At 54.1% G+C, this 25,197-nt stretch carries 21 protein-coding genes and 1 tRNA gene; 15 read left to right on the forward strand and 7 right to left on the reverse strand.

From position 1 onward, the window contains the following. Nucleotides 1–101 precede the first annotated feature (101 nt). The 5 genes from BUB55_RS09295 to murC all read left to right on the forward strand — a co-directional run bounded on the left by BUB55_RS09295 (nucleotide 102) and on the right by murC (nucleotide 5,309). A complete protein-coding gene (locus BUB55_RS09295) occupies nucleotides 102–575 on the forward strand; it encodes a hypothetical protein (RefSeq protein WP_143152993.1) in 474 nt (157 codons plus the stop codon). Beyond that, nucleotides 568–1,674: a squalene/phytoene synthase family protein gene (locus BUB55_RS09300; RefSeq protein ID WP_073190263.1), complete on the forward strand. Its 1,107-nt coding sequence runs from the start codon at nucleotides 568–570 to the stop codon at nucleotides 1,672–1,674. The genes BUB55_RS09295 and BUB55_RS09300 overlap by 8 nt, the downstream gene beginning before the upstream one ends. Before the next feature lie 8 nt (nucleotides 1,675–1,682). Then, nucleotides 1,683–2,282 carry a signal peptidase II gene (lspA, locus tag BUB55_RS09305; protein ID WP_234971885.1) on the forward strand — a complete coding sequence of 200 codons (600 nt, stop codon included), beginning with the start codon at nucleotides 1,683–1,685 and terminating at the stop codon, nucleotides 2,280–2,282. A gap of 196 nt (nucleotides 2,283–2,478) precedes the next feature. Beyond that, complete coding sequence (locus BUB55_RS09310; protein ID WP_073190345.1) at nucleotides 2,479–3,762, forward strand: RluA family pseudouridine synthase; 1,284 nt, start codon at nucleotides 2,479–2,481, stop codon at nucleotides 3,760–3,762. A gap of 122 nt (nucleotides 3,763–3,884) precedes the next feature. Then, on the forward strand, nucleotides 3,885–5,309 hold the full coding sequence (murC, locus tag BUB55_RS09315; RefSeq protein ID WP_073190264.1) for a UDP-N-acetylmuramate--L-alanine ligase: 1,425 nt from the start codon (nucleotides 3,885–3,887) through the stop codon (nucleotides 5,307–5,309). Between the two features lie 49 nt (nucleotides 5,310–5,358). On the opposite strand, the gene BUB55_RS09320 is transcribed toward murC, so the two are convergent. Next, entirely contained in the window at nucleotides 5,359–6,360 is a 1,002-nt protein-coding gene (locus BUB55_RS09320; RefSeq protein ID WP_073190265.1) for a GGDEF domain-containing protein, read from the reverse strand. A gap of 225 nt (nucleotides 6,361–6,585) precedes the next feature. Between BUB55_RS09320 and BUB55_RS09325 the strand changes: the two genes are divergently transcribed. Continuing rightward, complete coding sequence (locus BUB55_RS09325) at nucleotides 6,586–7,734, forward strand: amidohydrolase (RefSeq protein ID WP_234971886.1); 1,149 nt, start codon at nucleotides 6,586–6,588, stop codon at nucleotides 7,732–7,734. Between the two features lie 20 nt (nucleotides 7,735–7,754). Here the strand turns inward: BUB55_RS09325 and BUB55_RS09330 are convergent, their stop codons facing one another. From BUB55_RS09330 to nadB, 3 genes are read right to left on the reverse strand one after another with little or no spacing between them, the layout of a single operon-like run. Beyond that, nucleotides 7,755–8,498 (reverse strand): CvpA family protein, encoded by a 744-nt coding sequence (locus BUB55_RS09330; protein WP_073190266.1) that lies wholly within the window; start codon nucleotides 8,496–8,498, stop codon nucleotides 7,755–7,757. Nucleotides 8,499–8,524: 26 nt separating this feature from the next. Beyond that, nucleotides 8,525–9,541, reverse strand: coding sequence for a serine/threonine protein kinase (locus BUB55_RS09335; RefSeq protein WP_073190267.1), 1,017 nt, complete (start codon nucleotides 9,539–9,541; stop codon nucleotides 8,525–8,527). Nucleotides 9,542–9,597: 56 nt separating this feature from the next. Continuing rightward, entirely contained in the window at nucleotides 9,598–11,205 is a 1,608-nt protein-coding gene (nadB, locus tag BUB55_RS09340) for an L-aspartate oxidase (RefSeq protein ID WP_234971887.1), read from the reverse strand. A gap of 152 nt (nucleotides 11,206–11,357) precedes the next feature. Between nadB and BUB55_RS09345 the strand changes: the two genes are divergently transcribed. The 4 genes from BUB55_RS09345 (at nucleotide 11,358) to BUB55_RS09360 (ending at nucleotide 17,474) form a co-directional block, all read left to right on the forward strand. After that, the gene (locus tag BUB55_RS09345; RefSeq protein WP_073190271.1) at nucleotides 11,358–13,307 is read left to right on the forward strand and encodes a peptidylprolyl isomerase; all 1,950 of its coding nucleotides are present in this window, start codon (nucleotides 11,358–11,360) and stop codon (nucleotides 13,305–13,307) included. A gap of 34 nt (nucleotides 13,308–13,341) precedes the next feature. Further along, nucleotides 13,342–13,414: transfer RNA gene (locus BUB55_RS09350), tRNA-Glu, on the forward strand. Nucleotides 13,415–13,541: 127 nt separating this feature from the next. Then, nucleotides 13,542–15,440: a glycoside hydrolase family 5 protein gene (locus tag BUB55_RS09355; protein WP_073190273.1), complete on the forward strand. Its 1,899-nt coding sequence runs from the start codon at nucleotides 13,542–13,544 to the stop codon at nucleotides 15,438–15,440. An 87-nt stretch (nucleotides 15,441–15,527) separates the two neighbouring features. After that, nucleotides 15,528–17,474, forward strand: a complete 1,947-nt coding sequence (locus tag BUB55_RS09360; protein WP_143152994.1) for an FISUMP domain-containing protein — start codon at nucleotides 15,528–15,530, stop codon at nucleotides 17,472–17,474. Between the two features lie 4 nt (nucleotides 17,475–17,478). Here BUB55_RS09360 and ligA read toward each other — a convergent pair whose 3' ends face one another. The 3 genes from ligA to BUB55_RS09375 are packed head-to-tail and all read right to left on the reverse strand — an operon-like array spanning nucleotide 17,479 to nucleotide 20,980. Continuing rightward, a complete protein-coding gene (gene ligA, locus BUB55_RS09365) occupies nucleotides 17,479–19,629 on the reverse strand; it encodes an NAD-dependent DNA ligase LigA (protein ID WP_234971888.1) in 2,151 nt (716 codons plus the stop codon). Between the two features lie 18 nt (nucleotides 19,630–19,647). Further along, a complete protein-coding gene (locus BUB55_RS09370; protein ID WP_073190277.1) occupies nucleotides 19,648–20,211 on the reverse strand; it encodes a manganese efflux pump MntP in 564 nt (187 codons plus the stop codon). Nucleotide 20,212: 1 nt separating this feature from the next. Continuing rightward, on the reverse strand, nucleotides 20,213–20,980 hold the full coding sequence (locus BUB55_RS09375; protein WP_143152995.1) for a hypothetical protein: 768 nt from the start codon (nucleotides 20,978–20,980) through the stop codon (nucleotides 20,213–20,215). Nucleotides 20,981–21,133: 153 nt separating this feature from the next. Between BUB55_RS09375 and BUB55_RS09380 the strand changes: the two genes are divergently transcribed. From BUB55_RS09380 to BUB55_RS09400, 5 genes are read left to right on the forward strand one after another with little or no spacing between them, the layout of a single operon-like run. Continuing rightward, on the forward strand, nucleotides 21,134–21,433 hold the full coding sequence (locus BUB55_RS09380) for a c-type cytochrome (protein WP_073190282.1): 300 nt from the start codon (nucleotides 21,134–21,136) through the stop codon (nucleotides 21,431–21,433). A 20-nt stretch (nucleotides 21,434–21,453) separates the two neighbouring features. Then, nucleotides 21,454–21,990 carry a cytochrome c3 family protein gene (locus BUB55_RS09385; RefSeq protein WP_073190284.1) on the forward strand — a complete coding sequence of 179 codons (537 nt, stop codon included), beginning with the start codon at nucleotides 21,454–21,456 and terminating at the stop codon, nucleotides 21,988–21,990. An 8-nt stretch (nucleotides 21,991–21,998) separates the two neighbouring features. Further along, entirely contained in the window at nucleotides 21,999–22,886 is an 888-nt protein-coding gene (locus tag BUB55_RS09390) for a 4Fe-4S dicluster domain-containing protein (protein ID WP_143152996.1), read from the forward strand. Then, the gene (locus tag BUB55_RS09395) at nucleotides 22,886–24,670 is read left to right on the forward strand and encodes a c-type cytochrome (protein ID WP_073190288.1); all 1,785 of its coding nucleotides are present in this window, start codon (nucleotides 22,886–22,888) and stop codon (nucleotides 24,668–24,670) included. Before BUB55_RS09390 ends, BUB55_RS09395 begins: the two co-directional genes overlap by 1 nt. Then, entirely contained in the window at nucleotides 24,667–25,113 is a 447-nt protein-coding gene (locus BUB55_RS09400; RefSeq protein ID WP_073190291.1) for a hypothetical protein, read from the forward strand. Before BUB55_RS09395 ends, BUB55_RS09400 begins: the two co-directional genes overlap by 4 nt. Nucleotides 25,114–25,197 lie beyond the last annotated feature (84 nt).

A 25,197-nucleotide genomic window follows, 5' to 3' on the forward strand; every position in this document is an offset into this window, starting at 1 on the left:
CTTTAGAGTGGTATGGATATATCGTTTGGCTCCCCCTTGTTTTTTGGGTCGGCTTGTTTTTTTGGTTTTGGCGCTATTCCGGCACCCTGTATTTGAAGAAGATGATAAAGAAAGGAAAAAAATGGGCGGTAATCCCCGAGGCGTTCTCCAAGAATCCCTCGAGTTTTACGCGTTTGCGCCTAAAGAACTTCCTTTTATCGCTGCTGGTGTCGGCGCTTTCGGCGCTTTCGGTGGCATGGTGCCTGAGTGCTTTCGCGGGGATCGACTCCGCCCTGGTGCTTTTGGCTGTAGTGCCGTTCCTTTTGGTTGCCGTTTTCCTCTACAAGGTGGCCATGGCGAAGGTTTCGACCACTTATCAGGCCGCCTACTTTTTGGAATACTGCCGTGCCCGTTACGAGAGTGACAAGAAGGGCGCGCTGAGGAACGAGGCCGATATCCACAACAGGGCCATTTGGAGCTTTGCCAAAAAGCTGAAGAACGCCGAGGCGCACAAACGCCTATGGAAGTACGTGAACGCGATGGCGAATACAAAGAAAATCCCACCCGACGTAATGGCGGAGACCATGTATGGCTAATATCCTTGAACAAGTTGGTATGGGCGAGTCCGTGCTCACGGGCAAGAAAGCGTGGACCTATGCAGAGGAAATCCTTTTGCAGGTGTCAAGAACTTTCGCCTTGAATATCAACGTGCTCAAGGGAAAACTGCACAAAAGCATTTTGCTCGCTTACCTGTTTTTGCGCATTGCCGACACGGTCGAGGACGACCCGGTGATGGATGCCGACGAAAAGGAACACCTGCTCTCGCTTTTTGCCGACATCTTCAGGACGGCTGATCTTGCCGAGGAGGCAGTGGAGGCGTTTGAAAATGCGCTCCCTGATGAGTGGCGCAGGTCGGAACACCCGTACATGAACCTTTGCCTGCACACACATGTGGTGGTGCCGCTGTTGAAGGAGTTGCCTGAGGTCTATGCATCACCTGTGCGCGATGTGACCATCGAGATGTGTGGCGGCATGGCGCAGTTTGCAAAGCGGCAGGAGGAGGCGCTGAGCCAGGGCTGGTTCACGCTGGAAACGGTTGCCGATTTGGACGAGTACTGCTATTATGTGGCGGGAATCGTGGGACGGCTGCTTTCGCATTTGTTTGCCGCGGACACGTGCTTTATTGGCAATGCCCGCAAGGCCGAGATGCAAAAGCTGGACGTGAGTTTTGGTCTTGCGCTCCAGGTGGCAAACATCGTGAAGGACTGCCGCGAAGATGCGGAACGCCGTGTGTGCTTTATCCCCGAGGAGATTTGCCGTAAGCACGGCTTCAAGCATTCGTACGAGATGTTCGAGGATGTTGCGAATGTCGAGGACCGCGCGGATTTTGACCGTCGTCGCTCCGCAGTGATGGCTGAACTGGTGCAAAAGACATGGAAGCACCTAGACGATGCCATCGCCTACACAAAGCTCATCCCGAACATCAAAATGCGCACGAGGCTGTTTTGCCTGTGGCCGCTCTTTATGGCGGCGGAGAATATGAAGATTATCGGGGACGGTTCGCCCATTTTTGCAAACGACAAAAAGATGAAAATCACCCGCGACACGGTGAAGCGCATCGTGAAGTCGACGTCGCTCCATTTCTATTCGGATAATTGGATAGACAAGGCGTACAAGGCGGTAAAAGGAAAATAGAGGTTCTTTTGAAGTTTTTTAACAAATTACCATTCCACATTGGTGTCATTGTATTCAGCATCGTCGCGGACCAGTTGACTAAGCTTTGGGCGTTGGCTCGCTTTACGAACGAGACCGGTGCGCCGAACCACGAGTACGTCAATGTGATTGGCGACCTTTTGCGCTTTTGCCTGGTGTTTAACAAGGGTGCCGCCTTCAGCAGCCGCCCGCAAGACTTCTTGCCGTTTTTGCCGCCCTGGCTGTTCTTTTTGCTGATATCGATTGTAGCCGCGGTGGTGCTATTCTGGTTCTACAAGAACATCGACAAGCGCGATTACCTTACCCGCCTGGGTGTGGTGATGATCATTGGAGGTGCCATAGGCAACTTTATTGACCGCATGCGCCTCGAGATGGTCGTGGACTTTATTGACTGCGATTTCCCTGACTTTATCATGACGCGCTGGCCCACCTTTAACGTGGCGGACTGCTTTGTGACAGTAGGTGTCGCCATCGTAATCCTTTCGCCGTTTATCTTGAAAGGGATTCACAAACAAATTAAGGAAGAAAAGGAGCAGGCGAAGGAACAGCCTAAATCCAAAGACGAACCTTCTGAAGACCGCACATTTTAGACGGCTAACATTTTGGGGCGAAAGCAGGTAGACCAGGTTCGTGTTCCATTCCCTGCTGAGCTGGCCGTTGCGGCAAGGAGCAGTGTGCAGATGGCGAGAATGCGAATAAATCTCTGTAACGAAGTCATGCTTGAAAGATACGGAAAAAACGGAGGGCGGTCCTCGCGGGCGTGCTTTTTTTTGTAAGTTTGACATCATGAATTTTCCTGTAAAAGATGAACACTCCGGCGAACGCATCGACAAGTTCCTTGTGGGCGTGATGGAAAACGTGTCGCGTACCGACATACAGAAACTTATAGTTGCAGGCGAAGTGAAGGTCGGTGGCGCTGCCGTTTCCAAGAATTTTCGCGTGGAGACCGGTATGGTCGTGGTGGTGGAGAAGGTTCCCGAGAAGCAAGCGAGTTCGCTTGAGCCCGAGGAAATCCCGCTCGACATCGTGTACGAGGACGACGATATCGTGGTCCTGAACAAGCCGCGCAATCTGGTGGTGCATCCGGGTAACGGCGTACGCACGGGAACGCTTGCTGCAGGCTTGCTTCACCATTTCAAGGATAATCTTTCGGCGGTCAACGGCCCGCTTCGCCCGGGTATCGTGCACAGGCTCGACAAGGATACGCCGGGCCTCATGGTGGTGGCGAAAAACGATGCGGCGCACAGGCACCTGGCGCACCAGCTGGAAACCCGCACGTTACACCGCACGTACCAAGCGCTTGTGTGGGGTTGCCCGCGTGACCTTACGGGCGTGATTGACGCCCCTATTGGCAGGAACCCCAAGAACCGCCTCAAGATGGCGGTGGTGAAGGGCGGCAAGGAGAGCCGCACGCATTTTGAGGCAAAACAGTTCTTTGCGATTGCTACTTTGCTTGAACTCCAGCTCGAATCGGGACGTACGCACCAGATTCGCGTGCATAGCCGCTATACGGGCCACCCGGTGGTGGGCGACCCGCTTTACGATGGCCGAGAGGACAGCCTGAACCGCGTGCCGCCCTTGATGCGCCCGATTGCCGAGAAGGTTTTGGAAATTGCCCCGGCGCAGTTATTGCAGGCAGTGAAGATTGAACTTATCCACCCGACGACGGGCAAGAAGATGAAGTTCAAGGTCCCACTGGAAGAACCGTTCGCGAAGGTGCTGAAACTCCTGAAGAAGGAATGCCCGGCAGATGCCCCGGTGTTTGACGAGGAAGAAGGCTTCCGCGACTTTGATGCGGACATCCGTTTTGACGACGGCTATGACGCTGATGAAATTGACGACGAAGGCCTAGATGTGTTCGAGGATGGCGTTTTTCCGGAACTGAAGGAGCGCAAGACCCGTGCCCAGCGCCATGCCGAGAAGGCGGCGACGGCCGCGCAGCGCAAGGCGAAGGCTGCCGAACGCAAGCTCATCAAGCAGTTGAAGGCGGCGCGCAAGCGCGGGATTGCTCCTGAGGACTTCGTGGAACCCGGTTACGAGCCGACCATCGATCCAGATTTGCTTGGATAGATGAAAGAGGTGTCATTCTGAGCTATACGAAACTAAGAACTTCAGTTCTCAAGTTGAGTTATCCTCTTAGGGGAGAACGCAGCGGAGTCGAAGAATCTAAATCATTTAAAAGAATTGAAAATATGGAATCTTACTTCTTTATCGGTGTTGCGGGCGTGGGCATGAGTGCCATCGCGCAGTATCTGGCGGGCAAGGGCGTTGCGGTGAGCGGGTCCGACCGTCAGTTTGGTGAATTCCTCTCGGGCAAGTGCGAAAAGCCGCTCGTGATGGGCCAACTCGAGGATTGCGGAATCAAGTGCTTTGCGCAGGATGGCTCGGGCATTGTCGCGGGCCTCTCTGCCGTGGTGGTGAGTACCGCCATCGAGGACACGAACCCCGATTTGAAGCGTGCGAAGGAACTCGGCGTCCCCGTGATGCACCGTAGTGAAATGCTCGCGAAGATTTCGAAGGAAGCCCGCACGATTGCGGTGAGCGGAACGAGCGGTAAAAGCACCGTGACCGCGATGATTTACCACATTCTGGAATACGCAGGGCTTCAGCCTTCCGTGATGACGGGGGCGGGCCTCGTGAACTTGCAGAAGCAGGGCAAGATCGGCAATGCCGTGAGCGGCAAGGGCGAGTGGCTCGTTGTGGAAGCCGACGAAAGCGACGGAACCCTCGTGCGCTACGAGCCGGAAATCGGCCTGATTCTCAATGTGGACAAGGACCACAAGGAGATGGACGAACTGCAGGAAATCTTCCTCAAGTTCAGCCACAACATTCTTGACAACGGCAAGATTCTTATCGTGAACGACGCGCACCCGCTGGCAAAGAAGTTCAGCGCGGGCCGCGAATTCGATTTCGGGTTCGAGAACTACGTGGGCGTGCAGGGCACGGACTTCAAGACGGCCGGTACGCATATCAAGTTCCGCGTGCGCCACAAGGCGGAACTCGTGAATTTCGAGGTGCCGCTCCCGGGCAAGCACAACATGGAAAACGCCCTCGCGGCAACAGCGGCGGCGCTGCGCGCCGGAGTGTCGCTCCACACCTGTGCCGATGCGCTGGCGACATTCCCGGGCGTTTTCCGCCGCCACCAGATTCTGGGAACGTTCAATGGCGTCACCCTCGTAGACGACTTCGCGCATAATCCGGCAAAGATTGCCGCAAGCATCAAAAGCGCGCAGGACTTCACCGAGGGCCGCGTAATCGCCTGGTTCCAGCCGCATGGCTTTGGGCCCACGCGCTTCTTGCGGCATGACCTCGTGGAATTCATTGCGAACACGCTCCGCCCGAAGGATTTCGATTTTGACCGTGAAAACGACGTGATGTTCTTCAGCGAGATTTACTATGCGGGCGGCACCGTTACACGCGACATCAGTGCGGGCGACCTTGCCGATGACCTCTTGCTGAAGGGCTGCGAGGCCATCTACATCGAGAACCGCGACGAATGCGCGAAGAAGATGGTGGAATACGCGCAGCCCGGCGATACAATCTTGCTGATGGGCGCGCGAGACCCGAGTCTCGAAAAGTACGCACAAAGCGTGCAGAAATTGCTGGAAGCGAAGTAGAGCGCCCAAACAAACGCCTCGTATTAACGAGGCGTGTTTTTTTTACCCGCTAAAATAGCACCATCCCGCCGTCGTTTTCACCCAGGTTCATGCAACAGCGGTTCCTGCCGTTCTGCTTGGCGTGGTAGAGCGCTTGGTCGGCCCTTTGGATGAGGCTTGCCACAGTATCGCCCGCGATGCGTTCGGCAAAGCCGATGCTTACGGTCACCTGTAGGAACGTGCCGTCAGAGAGCACGATGCTCATGTTCTCCATGTTGCTGCGGATGCGTTCCGCGATAATGCGGGCGTTCTCGGTCGAAGTCCCCGGTAAAAATACCGAGAATTCCTCACCACCGTAACGTACCGGCATGTCGGAGGGACGCAGGCTCTTGGTGAGTGTCTGCGCGACGGAGATGAGCACCTGGTCGCCGGCGAGGTGGCCGTAGGTATCGTTCACGTTCTTGAAGTGGTCTATGTCGAGCATGAACGCCATGAGCTGGAAGTTTCCCATGTTGCTGCGGCTGATTTCACGCGTGTACATTTCCTCGAGCCAGCGGCGGTTATGGAGCCCGGTCATCGGGTCCACCTTGGCGGATTCTTCCATGCGGCGTAGGTGGAACTGTTCTTCGCAAACAATCCTGTTGTTGTTACGAACGCGTTGGCTCAAAATCTGCAAAAAGTTAAGGCACAGTTCGTGCGAGGCCCTAATCATGGACATGGCCACGTCGTGCGGGATCATCAGGAGTCGGCTTTTTTCTTTGGCGGAGACGAGTGCACTGGGCTCAATATCGTCAAATACCGACATTTCGCCAACACAATGCCCCGGACTGATGGTGTCAGTAAAACTTCCACCTCGGGATTCCATGCGCACTTCGAGCAGGCCATCTAAAAGAATATAGACCTGTCGTACAGGGTTCTGCGGGTCAATAAGACGAGTGCCCGGGTCGGCGACAAAAGTCTTGCAGCCAAGCAAAAAACCTGCCAGCTTTTCGAATTGTACATTCTTGAAGATTTCCAAGTTCGAGAACTCGTTTCTGGAGATTGGTAGTGTTTCGCGGTCGTCGTAATTCATGCTATTAGTATATATTTAAAACGAAAAATGCGAATGGAAGAAAAGCCCAAATAGGCGTAAAAATGTACTATTTTGGAAAAAAGCAAAAAAATGGGACTATTTATGGGAAAAAAAGTACTAAAATCGGTTGTTTTAAAGACAGGGGACGGATTGACACGAACCCAGGATGTTTTGATTGAAGGAAATCTTTTTTCTAAAATAGCCGATTCCTTGGCCCCGGAGGACATGTACAATGCCGAAGTAATCCAATGCGAGGGCTTTGCCTTGCTACCCGCCTTTTATAACGGCCATACGCATGCGGCCATGTCGCTTTTGCGAGGTTACGCCGACGATATGGAACTGGACAAGTGGCTGCGCGAGTACATTTGGCCCTTCGAGGCTAAACTGGGTGACAAGGATATTGAGGTTGGTAGCCGTTTGGCGGTCCTCGAAATGATCAAGTCGGGTACGGTCTTTTTTGCCGACATGTACTGGCATCGTGAACAGACCATGAAGGTGGTCGAGGAAATGGGTGTCCGCGCTTCCATTGGGGTGACGATTGCCGAGCAGTTGACGTCCCCTGAGAATATGAAAAAGAACATGGAGTTCCTCAAGGCGCATGTGGGCGAGAGCGACCGAGTAAAACTGTGCGTGATGCCGCACTCTATGTACACCAATGGCGAAGGCATGCTTCGCCGCTGCGTTGAAATCGCGAAGGCAGAAAACTACCGCATCCACACGCATTTGTCAGAGACCTTAAGCGAAGTGGAACAGTGCCAAAGACAGTTCGGATGTACCCCGGTAGAGCTGTTTGAACGCGTGGGTGCCATTGACGAACGTTTTTCGGCAGCCCACTGCGTACACTTTACCGAAGATGACCGCAAGCGTTTTGCCGATGCCGGGGCGACAGCGGTGATGTGCCCGTGCTCGAATCTTAAGTTGAGCAGCGGCATGCCCCAGGTGACACCGATGATCCGTGACGGAGTGAATCTCGCCCTGGGTACGGACGGAGCCTCTTCCAACAATAGCCTGGACATGCATCAGGAAATGAAACTGGCGACACTTCTTGCAAAGGTGAACGGCTCCGCCGACTCGCTCCCGGCAGAGGCGGCACTCAAGATGGCGACTGTCAACGTGGCGCGTGCATTCGGCTTGGCCAACGTGGGCGAGATCCGCGAAGGCTTTGTTGCCGACGGTCTCTTGGTGGATTTGAACAACGAACGCATGACTCCTTGTCACGACCTGGTGAGCAATTGGGTGTATGCGGCCGATAACAGCAGCATTGATTCTGTTATCTGCAACGGCAATTTTGTGATGCGAGGTCGCCATGTGGATGGCGAAGAGGATATAAAAGAAGCCGCTCGGGCTTGCGCCAAGCGGCTTGCAAACGCTTGAGTCGGCGGGGGAGTTCCCGCCTATTCGTCTATCGGGATGTCGTCCTCGTCATCGTATTCGATTTTGTCGCCTTCTTCGTCGATGGCGCGCTTTGCTTTTTTGCGGACTTTCTTGGCTGCTTTTTGGGACGCCTTTTTGACGCTGTCCGCAGCTGTCTTCGCTGCGTCGACGATGGAATCCTTGACGGCCTCGGCGGCTTGGGTTGCTTCTTCCTTGGCTTTTTCGACTGCCTTTTCCGTAATTTCTTTGCTCAGTTCAGTCGCCTTTTTTTCGGCAATTCCGACGAGGTCGACTTCTTCAGAAGAGAATCCCATGGTCTCGAGCGTGACTTTGTAGACGGCGTAACTCACCGAGTTGTCTCGGGCTTCCTTGAGGTTGCCGCTCACAGGTAAAATGTGCAGGATGGTGAGAAGTACGCAGCAGAGGAGGTAGGCCTTGATGAATCCCAAGAAGGCTCCCAGAATGCGGTTCACCTTGCTCACGGCGGTTCCCGAAACGGCCTTGTTGGTGAGGTGGCCGACGAGGATGAAACCGAGGAATGGGACAATGAAGCCAATGCAAATGCATACGAGCCTCACGGTGAATCCGCTCAGTTCGAGGTTTGCGGCGATTGTATTGGCAAGGAGTCCTTGTGAAACATAGGCGCCCACAATGCCTCCCACCCAGGCGCACAAACGGAAAATGCTCTTGAGCATCCCGCGCCAAAGCCCAATCAAGATGAAAACGAGGAGGCAAACCAGGCAAACGATGTCGATCCAGATCATCCCTAACGCACCTTTAAACTAACAACCTAAACAAAATGGATGGCGATCGCCGCTGCCGCGGCAACCACCGCTCCGACAATCAATCCTGCCTTAAAAGATAGTTTCTTTTTTTCGGAGTATTCTGCCGGGATGAACGCGGTCTCCTGTTCATTGAGAGCCGCGTTAGCCCATTCGACCATGTAGGGCCGCAAATCCCTGGGGTAGTGGCGCATGGACTTGGAGAAAAACTCGGCAACGTCGGTTGCCATGGGGCGCTTGCGCGGGTCCTTTTGGAGCATGCGCATAATAAAGTTTACCATGTCCTTGGGAATTTCTTTGCCGAATGCCTTGGCAGGGATCTTCTTTTTGTTGATGTTGTTGAATGTCTCGGCGATGCTCGCTCCGCGGAACGGGTTCTCGCCCAAAAGCATTTCGCTTGCAATGATGCCGAGGGCGAAAACGTCGGAGGCGGGAGTAATGTTCTTGGAGTCGTGGATTTGTTCGGGGCTCATGTAAGAGGCCGTGCCCAGCTGGGCGAAGTCCTCGGTCAGTTCCTGGTCGTTTTCGTCGTGGGCGACCCCGAAGTCCAAAAGGCGGACGCGGCCGTCCTTGTCGAGCATGATGTTCGCGGGCTTCACGTCACGGTGGGTGACACTATAGCGATGCGCTTCAGCAAGGCCGGAGGCGATTTGGAAAAGGAATTCCATCACAGCCCAAAGGGGAGGCTTGGGCCACTTGTCCAAAAGCTGGCGCAGGCTTTTGCCGTACACGAATTCCATGGCGAGCGAGTACTGCCCGTTGGTCTCTTGCCACAGGGCGTAGGGGAGCACGATGGTAGGATGGTTCAGCTTCGCCAAAATCTTGGCCTCGCGCTCGAAACGCTCCACAAAGGCACCCTGGTCGTAAAGGCTAGGGACCATCTGCTTGACGACCACCATGCGGTTGAGCGATTCGTCGTGGCAGAGGTAGACGTTGCCCATGGCGCCATGGCCCAAGAACTGCGTCGGCTTGTATACGCCTATCTTATTCGGCAGGGCATCCTTTGTCTGTTTTTTCGTCGCCATTGTTAAACTATCCCTCGATAAACCTCTTATAATCTTAATAATCTAATAACTAATAACTAGTTACTCCCTTTCTCGTTCAGATAAATAGTGTGGTGCTTGGTCTTGGGGTCCAGATTCGGGTAGTCCAAAATGTAGTGGAGCCCACGGGATTCCTTGCGGCGGAGTGCCGCGATGAGGATCATCTTGGAGACCTGGAGGGCATTGAGGAATTCGAGGAAGTGGAAGTTCTCGGTTTCCTTGTTCTTGATGGCTGTGGCGACGTCGGCTTCGAGCCCCTCGACAACCTTGAGCCCCTGGTTGAGCCCGGCGACCGTACGCACGATGGCGCAGTTTGACCACATCATGTCTTGCAGTATTTTTTTGCGTTTTCTCCAGTAGGCGGCTTTGGTGAAACTGACCACTTCTTTTTTGGTCGGCTTCGAAACGGAAATCTTTTCTTTGAGGAGCCCGTTCTTGGCGATGTCGTCTACGGCGCGGAGTGCGTAGACCACGCTCTCGAGGAGGGAGTTTGACGCCAAGCGGTTAGCCCCGTGGACGCCGGTCGCGGCGACTTCGCCGCAGGCGTAAAGGCCCTTGATTTCGGTGCGGCTCCAGGTGTCGACCAGGACGCCTCCGCACATGTAGTGGGCGGCGGGCACCACGGGAATCCATTCCTTGGTGATGTCGACGCCGACTTCGAGGCACTTGGCGTAAATGTGTGGGAAATGGCTTTTGATGTCTTTGGGGGTGCGCCCGGTGAGGTCGATAAACATGTTGGTCTTGCCGAGCCTCTGCATTTCGCTGTGGATTGCCCTTGCCACAATGTCGCGCGGGGCGAGCGAGTGCAACGGGTGCACTTGGTTCATGAACTCTTCGCCCTTCTCGTTTTTGAGAATGCCGCCGAACCCGCGTACAGCCTCCGAGATGAGGAAGGGCTTTTTGAGCTGCGGTGCGTACAAACTAGTGGGGTGGAACTGCATGAACTCAATATCTTGGAGCGCGGCCCCTGCGCGGGCGGCAATGGCCATGCCGTCGCCGCAACTGTCGGGCGGGCATACGGTGTACTGCCAAATGCGACCTGCGCCACCGGTAGAGAGAATGGTCGCCTTGGCACAGATGTTCTCGACGACGCCCGTCTTTTGGTGGATGATCTTGGCGCCCACGCAACGTTTTGCCTTGCCTTCGCCCTTGCAAATCAAGTCCTTGATGTAGCAGTTCTCGAGGTAGTCGATGTTTTTTTGCTTGTGGAGCTCGGCGAGGAGCGCTCGCATGATTTCTTTGCCGGTGAGGTCGGCGGCGTGCAGAATGCGGTGGTGGCTGTGTCCGCCTTCTAGGTGGAGGTCGAATTCTGCCTTGTTCGTGGGGGACGGTGTAAAGAGAACTCCCCACTTGACGAGTTGCTGGATTGTTTTGGGACCGTTTTCCACAAGAATCTTTACGGAGTTCTTTTTGCAGAGGCCGGCTCCCGCTTCGAGGGTATCGGCGACGTGGAATTCGAATTTGTCTGTTTTTTCGGTGACGGAGCAAATCCCGCCTTGGGCGTAGTTCGAGGATCCGTCGGGCTTGGCCCCCTTGGTGAGAATGACTACAGAAAGTCCCTTTTCGGCCGCATGGAGGGCGGCGCTTAATCCAGAAATACCTGCTCCGAGAACCAAAATGTCGTACATGGTGCAGCTCCGTTTCATTTGATGCACTTGATGGCGGCAGGGCGAATCACCGCCGCCGATACCTAAACGATAGAAAAAATAGGCTTGTACGGCTATATTTTCGCAATTTTTACTTTTAACCCGTGTTTTTTTACTAACTTTGACCCGACAATTTTAATGGAGTCTCCTCTATGTTAACGTGGATTAATGAAAAGGCCAAGTGGGTTATTGTGATTTTCGCGGCGGGTATTGTCGTGGGCCTCTTGGCAATGGACCGTGTACCGAATATCGCCCAGAACTACCCGGTGGGTGTTGTGAACGACAAGAAGATTTCTTACGCCGAATTTGATTCCCGCGTCAAGATGATTGTCCAAAACCAGTACCAGGGACAGCACCTGGAGGACGAACAGTACACCCGCCTCCGTTCGGACGTCTTCCGCTCCTTTGTCCGCCAGATTCTCATGAACGAACAGTTCGAGAAGGCCGGACTGGCAGCCTCGGTCGCCGAACTCAAGAGTGATTTCAAGCGCAATCCCGATGCCATCCGCGGCCGTCTGGTTCAAGAAGCCCAGGCCCGTCTCTATGCCATCCAGCAGCAGGCGACCTCCCAAGAGGATATGATCCAGCGTTCGCAGGCCTACATCGCCAGCCTCCCGAAGTTCCTTGTGGACTCGACCTTCAATAAGGATGAATTCGACGCCTGGCTCGAGACTCCCGAAGCCTTCCGTTGGAACATGATGCTCCGCTACGAAGAGGAACTCAAGACTTCAATCATCCCGTCCCGCCAGCTGCAGGCCTTGGTTGGCGCCTCGGTGCACCCGACTTCCCTCGAAGCCGAATGGAACGTGAACCGCCGCTTGACCGACTTTGACTTCGATGTCGCCTACGTTTCGAACTCGGAATTTCCTCAGGACGACAAGGCTGTTGACGAAGCCATGATGAAGGGTTACTTCAATGCCCACCAGGACAGCTTCTTTGTTGAGAAGGACATGGCGAAGTTCCAGTACGTGATGCTCCCGGTCGAGGCTACCACGGGTGACGATGAACGTATCCGTGAATATGCAATGACGCTTTTCTACCAGCTTTCCGACACTTCTTCGACTGCCAACTTCGAAGACATGGCCCGTATTTCTTCCGAAGATCCGGGTAGCGCCGAAAAGGGTGGCATGCTTGATCAAGAAGCCGGTAAGGGTGCCTTTGTGGAGGAATTCGAAAAGGCCGCCCTTGCTCTCGATTCCGGTGCCATCTCTGAACCGGTCAAGAGCCGCTTTGGTTATCACATCATCAAGAGCTACGGCAAGTCCACCGATTCTACTGGCGCTGTGACTGCCAAGGTGGGCCACATCCTCCTCACGGTGACCGCCTCCTCCGAGACCATCGACAGCCTCGAGCAGATTCTCTCCGGAATCAAGTCCGAAGTGGACGCCGGCATCAAGGATTTTGCCACCGCTGCCAAGGAACGCAACCTCGAAGTGAAGGAATCCAACTGGGTCGGCCGCAACGAGAATATCAACGAAGTTGGCTACCTCAAGGGCCTTTCCAGCTTCGCCTGGCCCAACGAGAACCTCCCGGATGACGAAAGCATCGTGTCCCCGGTTCTCAGGAACAGCAAGTGGGTCGTTGCCGCCGTCAAGACCGCCGATATCAAGGCCGGTGACCGCGAATTCAGCCTGTATGCCGAACAGATTAAGGGGACTTTGGTATCTAGGAAGTCTTCTGCCGCCGCAGCCGCCTACCTCAACTCCGTTGTGGACAAGGTCAAGGCTTACGTCCCGGTCGATTCCGCTGACTCTGCCGCCGTGGCCGCTGCCGCCATCGACAAGGTCAATATTGAGTCCAAGAGCGCCTCTGTCGAGGGCTATGTGCCTGGCTTTGGTTACGCCAATGAGAAGATCGCCAAGGTCTTGAACGGCCAGAAGATTGGTGAATGGGGCCCGGTTGTTGAAACCGACATGGGCGCCGCCATGGTCAAGGTCAAGGCAAAGAAGACTCCAGAAGCCGAAGCGGTGAAGACCTCCACCAAGGAAGACGTTGAAAATACGGCTCGCTTTGCTTCCATGACGATCTTCAACGACTACATTTCGAAGATCGAGAACGGAACTCTTGTAGAAAATAACTTGGACCTCTTCTATAAGGACTAATTTTTTACTATATTGCGTCGCGCAGACGCAAAATGCCCCTATCGTCTAGTGGCCTAGGACTCGGGATTCTCATTCCCGCAACAGCGGTTCGAGTCCGCTTGGGGGTACTAAGGAAGCTCACCAAAAGGTTGGCTTCCTTTTTTTTGTATACGGGCAGAACCATAAATACGGAGAGTCTTGTTGACTTTGAGAATTAAAAACATATTTTTGAATTGGACAAACAATGAGGTTCAAATGAAATTTTTTAAATCCTTTGGAAAGCTGGCGTTGGCTGGCGTTGTGGCTTCGGCCTTTTTCGCGTGTTCCGAAGATTCTTCTTCGGGTGCGGCAGATCCCGTCAATGCCGAAGAGGGCGTGACTCCGGCCGATACGTCGTCCTCCACGCCGGTGGCGAAGAACCGCGCCTGGAAGATTGTGGAGAACATGGGCGCGGGTATTAACTTGGGCAACGTGTTCGAGGCTCCTGACTTTTCGTTCGATGGCTTTAATCCGGCGAGCTACACAAGCGCCTGGAACGAGACGATTGTGCCCGAGAACTTTGTGGCCTTGGGTGATTCCGGCTTTAACCACATGCGTATCCCGGTGAGCTGGGAAGAACATGTGACGGGTGCGGGAGCCGAGTGCGTAGTGGACGAGGGATGGATGAACCAGGTGTTCTGGGCGGTCGACAATGCCATTGCAAACGGCATGGTGGTGGTCCTCAATGCGCATCACTGGGACGCCCTGTACGACGACCCCGATACGGAGTCGCCTTGCTTGCTGAGCGTTTACCGCCAGATGATGCAACGCGTGGTGAATTACTCCTTGGATTCTCTTGTAGTGGAAACCTTGAACGAGCCGCGCGGCAAGCTCACTTCGGCCAAGTGGAACGTGCTTGTGGATTCCATTATCTCGGTGGTGCGCGCCGCGGACCCCGAACGAGTGGTGATGGTTGGCACATACAACTATAACTCGTATAGTTCCATTTCCCAGTTGAAATTGCCCGCGGGTGTAGACAACCTGATCGTGACGTTCCACTATTACGACCCGTTCGCCTTTACGCACCAGGGAGCGACATTCGTGGATCCGGTGTACGATACCGGTACACTTTGGACGGCTTCGATTGCAGAGACCCGTGCCGTGAAAAAGGCTTTTGGCGTGATGAAGGCTTGGTCCGACGAGCACAACATCCCGATTTACCTGGGTGAGTACGGCGCCTACGAAATGGCCGACGATGTTTCGCGCGAAACCTGGACCACGTTTATCTCGACGTTGGCCTCGAGCCTTGGCTTTGGCCGTGCCTACTGGGAATTCTGCAGCGGTTTTGGCGTGTACGATGACCAAACGGGTGAATGGAAGGATTACCTGATGCGTGCCCTGTTGCACCCGACCATGACTTTTGAAGATGCCATTTACCCGAATCTCGACACGCTTGTGTTCACCCAGCTCGACAACTTTGACGGCAACGAAGGGGAATCCATCAACGTGACGACCCTCTCGGCGAACATTCAAAAGGCAAAGGGAGAACCGGTGGAAGAAGCTCCTGGCCGTTGGTACGCGTATGCCATCAACACCACGACAATCACCTTCGAGAATGGCGATACGCTTGTGACGGGCGACATGGTGAACGACACCAACCTCTCTTACACGGCGACGAACTTTGAACGTCTGGTGACCGAGAACGGTCATGAGGGGCGCGGTCTTTACGCCCACTTTAACCTGAACGGGGAGAACTACCCGTGGGTGGGCATTGGCACCAACTTTGATGGCGACAAGCGCATTAATTTTGCGAACCTCAAGGCTCTCACGTTCTGGGCCAAGGGGCAGGGTACGTTCAAGGTCTCGTGGAAGACGGACTTTGCCGACACCTGCTGCGTGGAGAACTGGGGTACCTTCAGTACCGAGATCACGCTGACCAGCGAGTGGAAACAGTACGTGATTTGGTGGGATGAATGGGCACCGAGTCCGTGGTCTGAACTGGAATCCATTGGTGCCGAATGGAAGGACCACAACGACGACGTGGTGAATCTTCAGTTTAGCAATGGCGCCGATTATGGCGAAACGGTCCTCAACGAACCGATGGACATTTGGCTGGACGATATCCGCTTTTATGGCATGGACGGCTCCGAATTTGGGTTGACCAAGGCCGAATAAAGCCTGAATAAGGCGTTTTGAACAAATTTTTAGACTAGAATCGATGGTTCTAGTCTTTTTTGTTTTTTTTGAGTGTATTTTATTCGTATGTTCAAACGAAATCTTCTTGTTATCCTTTTTTGCTTCACCGCAGCTATGGCTGAGGTGATCAAAATGGGTGACTTCATGGATCCGCGAGATGGTCAAAAGTACAAGACCGTGCAGATTGGGGACCAACGTTGGTTTGCCGAGAATCTTCGCTTTAAGCTCAAGGGCACGCAGTGCTACGACAACAACGAGGCGAATTGTTGGCGTTACGGACGCCTGTATACTTGGGCTGCGGCGATGCGTCTGGTGGACTGGTTTAACACCAATGAAGCATCTAAAGCCCGTAAAAATGTTCATGATGTGTGCCCGCAGGGTTGGCGCGTACCTACGAACAAGGACTGGAAAAAACTGAGGCATTTTGTAGGTAAAAGAGGCAAGAGCGATGGTGTTGGCATCAGCCTTAAATCTCAACACGGTTGGGATGTGGAACTTAGGATCCCTGCCGGTAGCGACGAGTTCGGCTTTAATGCTACGGCGGCGGGCGAACGGCATTACATTGGCTCGTTCGTTGATTTGGGGGCGTCGACGGAGTTTTGGTCTTCGAACGAGTACGATGCCTACGGGGCCTACTATTGGCGCTTGGCGTACGATTCGCGTACTTTTGACAATGTTTACGAGAGCAAGGAGTTGGCGATTTCTGTCCGTTGCGTTGAGGAAAAGCTCTACAAAATCAAGGAACCGCCTCCGCCTCCTGTGGTGATTGTTCCCGAGGTGGTCAAGGTCCAAAACAAGGAACTCATGACAATCCATGTGGGCGACCAGGTTTGGATGGCGAAAAACTTGGATGTGGATGTTCCGGGCAGTTTCTGTTACGGGGATGACAAGGGCAAGTGCGAAAAGTATGGTCGCCTTTACACATGGACGGCGGCGATGAACTTGCCAGATGAATATTCTCAGAAGTTTGCCCGCGATACAGTGCGGCGAATCCACCGGGGAGTTTGCCCGCTGGGCTGGCATATCCCGAGTATTTACGATTTTGAACGGTTGAACGCCTTCATACAAGATGTGGACGATGCTGTTGGCGTCGGTACGAACCTCAAGGCGCGCGATGTTTGGCCCGAGGCGGAGAACGCCTTGCCTGGCGAAAATGGCTGGGGCTTTAGCGCCCTCCCGAGTGGCTACCGGTTGGACTTGATGAGTTTTGTGGGCGAGGATTCCATTACGGGTTTTTGGAGTTCTTCGGAAAAGGATTCGGTGTCGAGCCTCATGTGGTCATTGTTTTACGACAGCGATGAATTGCGTAGGGACAGTTCCAACAAGGTGGGCGCCTTCCCGGTGCGCTGCGTGATGGACCCGCCTGGGGTCGACGAGATATACGACAGTACCGCCATTTATGACGTTCGTGACGAGAACCGCTACAAGACTGTCCGCATTGGCGACCGGAACTGGATGGCGGAGAATCTGCGCTATGCGGCTCCCGGGAGCTATTGCTACGAGGACAAGGATATCCGTTGTCGTAGTTATGGCAGGCTTTACCCGTGGCACGTGGCCATGAGGCTTCCCGAAGATTACATTGAGAACGCGACCGAAAATGCGATTTTGCCTGTACACCAAGGCATTTGCCCCGAGGGTTGGCACATGCCCAAACGCGAAGACTGGATGGCGCTGGGGCAGGCGGTTGCCAATTTGCGAAAGGGGAGTGTCGCCGCTGCGCTTAAAATGCGCGAGGGCTGGACTCGCGGAGGTGCGCCCATTACCGAGGCTTCCGGCTTCAATGCAATTCCGGCGGGTGCCCGTTACAATGACGGCGAATTCGCGGAACTTGGGTCCAGCGCCTATTTTTGGGAAGCGAGCGGTGGCGATGGCGCCGGTGCCGGCTACTGGAACTTGCTCAACAGCAGGGATGAATACGCCCAAATGGAGGACTTCGAAAATACGGCGTTCTCTGTGAGATGCGTGCAGGATTCACTTGCCGGCGTCAAGATTGTAAAACCGGCAAAGAAGTAGGGCTTTAGAACAAACTCAGTTGGCCGTTGGCGCCGCTTGTCGCTTTAGGGGTGTCGCCTTTTTCGCCCGAAATGTCGCCAGAATCTGCTGCGGCAATCTGCGCTAAAAGCCAGGCCTCGTCGTGCACGGGAATCCCGAGCTCGTTCGCCTTCGTGAGCTTGGAGCCCGCCGCTTCGCCTGCCAAGACCCAGCTCGTCTTCTTGCTCACGGAACCGCTGACCTTGCCGCCGTTTTCTTCGATGAGTTTGCGGGCTTCGTCGCGGTCCATGCTCGGGAGCGTGCCGGTGATGACGGCGGTTTGCCCCTGGAACAGCGTCTTTACGACGCCCTTGAATTCGGTGGGGCAGCCGAGGGCTACCAATTCATCGATTTCTTGCGTGTAGCGCTCGGTGTGGAAGAAGTCGTAGACGGACTTTCCGATGCGTTCGCCGACGTCGGTGACGTTTTGCAAGTCTTCGACGGTGGCGGTACGGATCGCTTCGAGGGTGCGGAAATGCTTCGCCAAGTTCCTCGCGCTGGTGCGGCCTACGAATCGAATCCCGAGACCGTGCAGCAGGTTTTCAAGGCTGCGTTCCTTCGATGCGGCAATAGCGTCGAAGACGTTTTTGGCGCTCTTCTTGGCCATGCGCTCCTGCGATTCCAGGTCTTCGAGCGTGAGGCGGTACAAATCCGGAATACGCTTGATTTTGCCCGTGGCAATCAGGCTTGCGATAAGGGCGGGGCCCAAGTTTTCGATGTTCATGGCCTCGCGGCTCACAAAATGCTCGAAGAGGCATTGGACTTGCGCCGGGCAGTGCATGTTTTCGCAGCGCAAAATCACTTCGTCGTCGATGTGGGTGAGCGGTTCTCCGCAGACGGGACATTTTTCGGGGGCGGTCACGGGGACGGCCCCTGCCGGGCGGAGTTCCTTCTTGACGTCGGTGATTTTCGGGATGATTTCGCCGCCCTTTTCGACGCCGACGGTGTCGCCGTAATGCAGGTCCAAGCGCGAGACTTCGTTGAAGTTGTGGAGGGTGGCGCGCTTGACGGTGGTGCCGGCGAGGCGCACGGGGGCGAGGTTTGCCACGGGCGTCACGGCCCCGGTGCGGCCGACCTGGAATTCGACGGAAAGGAGTGGCGTGTAGGCGCGTTCCGCCTTGAACTTGTAGGCGATGGCCCAACGCGGGCTCTTGCTCGTGGTGCCGAGCGCGCGCTGCATGGCGAGGTCGTTCAGTTTCACGACCATGCCGTCGATTTCGAAGGGGAGGCTGTCGCGGCTCGCGCCGATTTGCTCCGAAATCTTCATGATTTCATCGACAGTGTCGGCCTTCCAGTATTCGTTCGTGTGGAACCCGAGCTTTTTTAGCTGCAGCAGGTTCTCTTCGTGCGTCTTGTTGTTGCTGTCTGGAATGTGGTATGCGAAGAATCGCATCGGGCGAGTCTTGCATTCGGCCACGCTCTTGAGCTTGAGCGAACCCGAAACGGTATTGCGCGGGTTCTGGAAAATCTTCTTGCCTTCCAGGATAAACTGCTCGTTCAGGCGTTCGAAGGCTTCGCGTTCCATGTACACTTCGCCGCGTACCTCGAATGTGCCCTGCGGGATTTCGCTCGGGTCAATTTTCAGCTTCTTCGCGTCAAAGTATTCGGGAATGTCCGCAATCGTGAGTGCGTTCAGGGTCACGTCGTCGCCCTGGGCTCCGTCGCCGCGGGTGGCCGCCTGCTTCAAGCGTCCGTTCTCGTACACGATGGAAAGCGAAACGCCATCGATTTTCCGCTCGCAAATCCAGGTGTGAGAATTCGGAGCTGTCATCCTGAGCGAAGAGCTTTGCTCGGAGTCGAAGGATCTCTCGTCTAAACTAGCGATTCCTTCTTCGGCAGCCTTCACGAACTCCGCCATTTCTTCGGCGCTGTACACGTTCGCGATACTGAGCATCGGAACCGCATGTGCGACTTTCGCAAAGTCATTCGTCAGGTCACTGCCGACCCGCTGCGTGAGCGATGCATTGCCGCGCAGTTCCGGATACTTCGCCTCGAGCGCTTCCATCTCCTTGAGCCCAAAGTCGAAATCCTGGTCGCTCATGGGGGAGACGCCTTCTTTGTAGTAAAGGCGGCTAGCTTCTTCTAGCTGTTTCTTTAGCTCGAAATACCGGGTGCGGTCAATGTCTTTCTGGTCCATACCTGCTAATATAGCAAGTTAGAACAGCATTTTCACGCCGATTCCAATCAGGATTACACCTGCGACGATTTCAGGAATCTTTGTTTTGAAACGCTTGGCGGCGTGACGGCCGATTTCATAGCCGATAACGCCCATGATAAAGCTTGCAAGCGCAATGGCGCTAGTGGCAAGAAGCATGTTCGCGTTCAGGAATGCAAACGAAATCCCGACAGCGAATGCGTCAATACTTGTCGCGACTGAAAGCAGCAGGATGTTTGCAATCGTCAAGTTTTTCGCGGCAATCTGTTCGCCTTCTTCTTCGCCAGAGTCACCACGAACGGCGCCCCAGATCATGCGCCCGCCCAGAATGCAGAGAATGGTGCAGGCGATAGGCGTGCCCACTGCATTGAACCAGCGTTCCGCAAAGCCTCCCAGGAAAAATCCGAGCAATGTCATGCCGCCCTGGAATACGCCGAAACTCACAGCCTGCATAAAGGCGCGGCTGTAGCGGATTCCCGACTTGGCAAGACCTGTAGAAACGGCGACGGCGAAGCAATCCATGGCTTCTACAATCGCGATAATGATGATTTCAACAATGCCCATTTTACTTCGTGAACTTGTAGCGGCCCAACAGATCAAAGTAGCGAGCCTTGGGCGAAATCTTTACTGGAGCGCGACGCTTGTGGATGGCAGTGGTGCCGGTGGGGTAAATCATGAAATATTCGCGGGAATATTTTTCGTTGTGTCTCTTAATGGCATAACCGTTGTCATTTTTGATATATTCCAAACTAAAATTTTTGATTTCTTTTTCTCCATATTCTTTACATTTAAAGTCATCTTGTTCATCGCTGACAATGATTGTTTTATGTACTTCAGCGGAATCTGTTCCATAGTTGTAAGTAATGGACTTGACGAGCGAATCATTTTGAAAATAAATCTTCTCGAAAGCAATCTCGCCGTTTGGTCCATCAGGATATTGAGCGTCTAATGTTTTATTTGTGATTTTTGCGGTCTGCTGTTCGTGGACCACTCCATCATGATAATTCGTGAGGGTAATGAATAGAGTGTCTTCTGAATACTTTATTATTCCGAAATATTCAGTACCTTTTTTCGATAATACACTTTCATCGGAATTCCAATAAAAATTTATAGTATGAATTTCTCCACCTTCTTTTGTAATAAGATAATCAAGATGTTCTTTGTTATAAATATATTTCTCTGTTGATTCATCATTGTAATAAGCGGAATCTAAGTGTGCATGGTCTTTAGTGTATATATAGTTATAAGCGTTAATTTCAAACCATGCTTCGGTGCAAGTATTCGCTGCGGCAAAACCCGCCAAAAGCATTAGGCAGAATAAGAAATTTTTCATTTGTGTCTCCTAAACCTAAAAATAGGAATATATTTGAAAAAAAATGTTTATATTTAAGACGAATCTTGTATTCAAAAGGATGGTGTTTTGAAACTGCGGGTTGCGGTCATAGTCTTTGTTTCGGTATGTGCACTTTTTGCGGTAGAGGCTTTTATGCTTCCGCCGGTTACGCCCGAACTCAAAACACAAGCCCACGAATATTTTGAAAACGAATGTCGCGGTTGCCACCGCTGGGCGCGCAAGTTTGCTGCACCCCCGATGCGCGACAATGTAGCGCAGTATGCCGAAAAGCCGGAAGAAATGGTCAAGTACCTGATGCATCCGACTCCGCAGCACCCCGATGAATGGCCCGCCATGGAAATCACTCCGCTTACCGAAGAACAGGCGAAAATGATGACGGCGTGGCTCCTGTACATCCTCAAGAATCCGGATGACCCGGGGAGGCCGAAGTAGGGGAGTTTGGTTTAAAGCCTATGAAGTACGTCGCCATCGCCATACTCGGGATGATATCCGCTTTTTTGCTTGCGGATTTCTTGTTCGGGCAGCCCCCTGCTCCTGTGCATTCGGCTTCGTTCATCCCGTTCAAGCATGCACTCCACGGCGATTCCATAGGTCTTGACTGTTCGCAGTGCCATACGGGGGCGCGTTCTGCGGCCCATGCCTTTATGCCGGCGAAGTCCGATTGCATGGACTGCCACCGTTTGCCGCTCACCGAGAATCCTGGCATCGTGATTCTGGATTCTGCCTTGGCGCAGGCGCCCTCCGAGCCGTGGGTGTACAAGTCCCGCTTGCCCGACCACGTGGTGTTCCACCATGGGGTCCACGCCGCTGCGGGTGTCGAGTGCGCTGATTGCCATGGCCGCGGTACAAATACCCCCGGTTTCCGTAACGATGTGTACGGCGGCGAGAAGTTTAACATGAGCATGTGCCTTGCCTGCCACAGGGGCGAGACGTTCAAAGAAAAGAAGTTCAAGCCGGCCGCCACTTATTGCGGGGCCTGTCACAGGTAGGTGTTGTTATGGACAGGCGTGAATTTTTAAAGTGGTGTGCGGTCATGGCGGCGGGCTATACGCTCATTGGCTGCAGGGACGCGGCTTCGGTCGGAACGCTCGGCAAAAAAATTCCGTCCATTGCCGACTTTGAGGCGGAAGTCCGCAGGGCCGTGGCGCAGGGAAGTAAAGCCTTTGAATTGGTATTGGTCCCCATGCCCGGTAAAAATTCTTTGAACGGCAACCGCTTTGGCATGGCAATAGACCTGGACGCCTGCGATGCGTGCGGCAAGTGCATTCTCGCTTGCAACATGGAGAACAACGTGCCGCTGGTGACCGAGGAGGAGGCCGCGAAGAACCGCTTTATGCACTGGATTCGCATGTGCGGCGGCATCCCCCTCATGTGCGCCCATTGCGGCAACGCCCCGTGCGAAAAAGTTTGCCCCACGGGTGCCGCGAACCATACTCCCGACGGTTTGAGCGCCATGATGTACAAGCGTTGTGCCGGCAGCCGTTTTTGCGGGGCGAACTGCCCCCTGCATGCCCGAAAGTTCAATTACAACGATGCCGAATCCCTCGGGCTTTTGCGCAAGTTCAACGACGAGGTCCCGGTGCGTGGCAAGGGCGTGATGGAAAAGTGCTCCCTGTGCATCCAGCGTTTGCAAAACGACCGCTTGCGCTTTAAAACGGAAGTCGCCGCCGAAGCGGTGGTTGCGGGGAAACCGCCCGCGGAATGGCGGGGACGTGGTGTCAAGACTGCCTGCGCCGAGGCGTGCCCCAAGAATGCCATTGTTTTTGGAAACTGGCTTGACGACAATAGCGAGTTGGTCCGCGCGGCCAAGGGACGCGGACTCTATGCGCCTGCTGTCGTGGCAGGGCTCGATCCCTCGGTGGTCTATATGCGGGGACGTCGCTGATGTTCTTGCTGTTGGAATTGGTTGGATTGACTCTGGTTTTGCCGGGCCTTGCCGCGGTGGGCTATGCCGTATGGCAGGGGCCTGTGGCGTGGGATGCGGACTTGCGTACCTTTTGGGGGACTCCAATTAGTTTGTTTGTATTCTGGATTGGTCTTGCCCATGCGGGGACGCTCCTCTCGGCTGTTTTTTTGGCGTTGAACGTAAAGCTGGACCGCCGCACGGCGCTGCTCGCGGAACTTTCGACCTTGGTGAGCCTTTTGATTGCGATGCTTTTCCCGCTGGTGCACCTAGGGATTATCGGCAACTTTTACATGGTAGCCCCTTTACTGGATGCCCGCGGCGTTTTTGCCAACATGCGTTCGCCTTTGGTGTGGGATCTTTGCTGCATCTTGATTTATGGAATCCTTTCGCTGTTGTTTTTCGCCATACATTTGGCGGCGCGTCCTTCTCAGGATTTAGAAAATCCTTCGGGGTGTGCCGACGCGGTTTCGGCGGCGCGGGACGTGTTGACTAAAATTCGCAGGCCCATGGCGTGGTTGCTCTTCCCGCTGGTGCTTTGGGTGCATACCATCGTGAGTCTTGATTTTGCGACGACGTTTGTGCCCGAGTGGCGCGGGTCGTTTTTCCCGTTGTACTTTATTGCCGGGGCGATTTTCTCGGGACTCTCGCTGGTGAATCTGCTTCTTTCGGCCGAAAACTACCGGGTTCGTCTGCTTGAAAAGCTGATGCTTGCGTGCAGCTGGATTATGATCGCCTTCTGGCTTTGGAATTTTGCGCTGAAGGGTGATTTTTGTGTTTCGTCCTTCATTTTTGCAGGCATCCTTCCGCAACTCTTTTTTGTGGAGGCAGTTCGTGAATCCAAAATAGGCTGGAGGATGATTTGCGGTTCGGTGCTGGTGGGGATGCTCTTGGAACGCGTCTTTTTGGTGGCTCCATCCGAGAGCCAGTCAAAGCTCGCAAACGGCTTTGGATGGGTGGACTACGGATTGCTTGCATTTGGCGTAGGACTCTTCCTCTTGGTGTTTTTTGCCATTCGCAGAAGGTTTTCCGGGATAATCGAGAATGACGAACTTATGATGGGCGATGTGGACGAGAGCAAAACTACGGACGATTTGGACTCTGCCGAAGTGGCTCCCAACGAGTATTTCCCGCCTCTTACGACCCCGGAATTCAGGACCTTGCGGCTTCCGCTTCTTTGCGGCATTTTGGTGGCGCTCCTGTTTTGCATTTGGGCGGCACAGAATTGTGTGCAAAATAGTATTGACCTCGCACTCATTTCGCTAATCCCTGTGACGTTCCCGATTGTCGCCTTTTTTGCGGGAATCATGCTGTGCGTGATACCCCTGTGGCAAGTGTGCCCCTCATGGTTGCGTTGGGCATTGTCTGCGGCTTTGATTGCCCTGGGGGGAGGTCTCGGGTTCGTTTACGCCGGAGGCTCCTCGGTTCCGGCCAAAGAGATTATGCGCGAAACTCGTGCGGAGCACTCGACGACTTTTGATTCCCGTGCACACGCCTCGCTTGTATGGGCGTCCCGTTGCGCTGCCTGCCATGGTGTTGACGGCAAGTTCAACGAAAAGTTCGTTCGTGAATTTTACCCTGTGCCTCAAAAGTTGACGCTCCAGCGTCTTGATTCGCTGGGCGAGGATTCGCTGGTGCAGGTGATTTTGAATGGCCGCGTGAACATGAACCCCTATGGGGACCGCTTGAGTGAGGACGAGGCTCGCGGCTTGGTGCGTTACATGCGCGCGCTTGCTACGGCAGATTCGGTGGAGGCGGCTCCATGACGCTTTTGTTCCATGCGCTTGCCTGCCTTATGGCCCTTGGACTTGCCGGTTTCTTGTGGCGAGGGCGTATTTCCCTGTTCAAGGAGTCCCTCCTCATGATTGGCTTTTTGCTGGTCTTTGGTGTGTATACTTTTTTGGCGGGGGATGTGGCCGACCCCACGATGGAGCACTACCCGTTCCGCATGTTGGCGCTTTGCCTCTGTTTTTCGACGACGGCGCTCCCGCACAAACGCAGGCGTTACCTGGTGCTTGCCCAGGCGATGTGGCTTTGGGTCGAGTTCTTTGGGGCGCTTGTATTGTTTTATCGCGGGTTCGACGTACCCTGGGTTCGAATCGCCTCGATTTTTGTGGTCGGCTTTGGCAGCTGTTTTCTCTCTAGAATCAACCGCGAAATGGAATTCTGCCTGATGGTGTTTTGGATTGCCATCTGGGTGTTCTTCTAGAACGCAAAATCGAGAAAAAACTTATATTTTGGAAAAAGTTAGGAGGCTATTGTTGTGAACTTGAAGGGGTTTGTTGTTTTTGGA

Source organism: Fibrobacter sp. UWP2, from assembly GCF_900141705.1.
Taxonomy (GTDB): domain Bacteria; phylum Fibrobacterota; class Fibrobacteria; order Fibrobacterales; family Fibrobacteraceae; genus Fibrobacter.

Coding starts and splice junctions, on each gene's coding strand:
- nadB (WP_234971887.1), bottom strand. CDS start 11,205: ATGAAACGGAGCTGCACCATGTACGACATTTTGGTTCTCGGAGCAGGT.
- BUB55_RS09325 (WP_234971886.1), top strand. CDS start 6,586: ATGTACAATGCCGAAGTAATCCAATGCGAGGGCTTTGCCTTGCTACCC.
- BUB55_RS09335 (WP_073190267.1), bottom strand. CDS start 9,541: ATGGCGACGAAAAAACAGACAAAGGATGCCCTGCCGAATAAGATAGGC.
- BUB55_RS09390 (WP_143152996.1), top strand. CDS start 21,999: ATGGACAGGCGTGAATTTTTAAAGTGGTGTGCGGTCATGGCGGCGGGC.
- BUB55_RS09395 (WP_073190288.1), top strand. CDS start 22,886: ATGTTCTTGCTGTTGGAATTGGTTGGATTGACTCTGGTTTTGCCGGGC.
- BUB55_RS09330 (WP_073190266.1), bottom strand. CDS start 8,498: ATGATCTGGATCGACATCGTTTGCCTGGTTTGCCTCCTCGTTTTCATC.
- BUB55_RS09300 (WP_073190263.1), top strand. CDS start 568: ATGGCTAATATCCTTGAACAAGTTGGTATGGGCGAGTCCGTGCTCACG.
- ligA (WP_234971888.1), bottom strand. CDS start 19,629: ATGGACCAGAAAGACATTGACCGCACCCGGTATTTCGAGCTAAAGAAA.
- BUB55_RS09400 (WP_073190291.1), top strand. CDS start 24,667: ATGACGCTTTTGTTCCATGCGCTTGCCTGCCTTATGGCCCTTGGACTT.
- BUB55_RS09380 (WP_073190282.1), top strand. CDS start 21,134: ATGCTTCCGCCGGTTACGCCCGAACTCAAAACACAAGCCCACGAATAT.
- murC (WP_073190264.1), top strand. CDS start 3,885: ATGGAATCTTACTTCTTTATCGGTGTTGCGGGCGTGGGCATGAGTGCC.
- BUB55_RS09345 (WP_073190271.1), top strand. CDS start 11,358: ATGTTAACGTGGATTAATGAAAAGGCCAAGTGGGTTATTGTGATTTTC.
- BUB55_RS09360 (WP_143152994.1), top strand. CDS start 15,528: ATGTTCAAACGAAATCTTCTTGTTATCCTTTTTTGCTTCACCGCAGCT.
- BUB55_RS09375 (WP_143152995.1), bottom strand. CDS start 20,980: ATGAAAAATTTCTTATTCTGCCTAATGCTTTTGGCGGGTTTTGCCGCA.
- BUB55_RS09385 (WP_073190284.1), top strand. CDS start 21,454: ATGAAGTACGTCGCCATCGCCATACTCGGGATGATATCCGCTTTTTTG.
- BUB55_RS09295 (WP_143152993.1), top strand. CDS start 102: ATGATAAAGAAAGGAAAAAAATGGGCGGTAATCCCCGAGGCGTTCTCC.
- BUB55_RS09370 (WP_073190277.1), bottom strand. CDS start 20,211: ATGGGCATTGTTGAAATCATCATTATCGCGATTGTAGAAGCCATGGAT.
- BUB55_RS09320 (WP_073190265.1), bottom strand. CDS start 6,360: ATGAATTACGACGACCGCGAAACACTACCAATCTCCAGAAACGAGTTC.
- BUB55_RS09355 (WP_073190273.1), top strand. CDS start 13,542: ATGAAATTTTTTAAATCCTTTGGAAAGCTGGCGTTGGCTGGCGTTGTG.
- BUB55_RS09310 (WP_073190345.1), top strand. CDS start 2,479: ATGAATTTTCCTGTAAAAGATGAACACTCCGGCGAACGCATCGACAAG.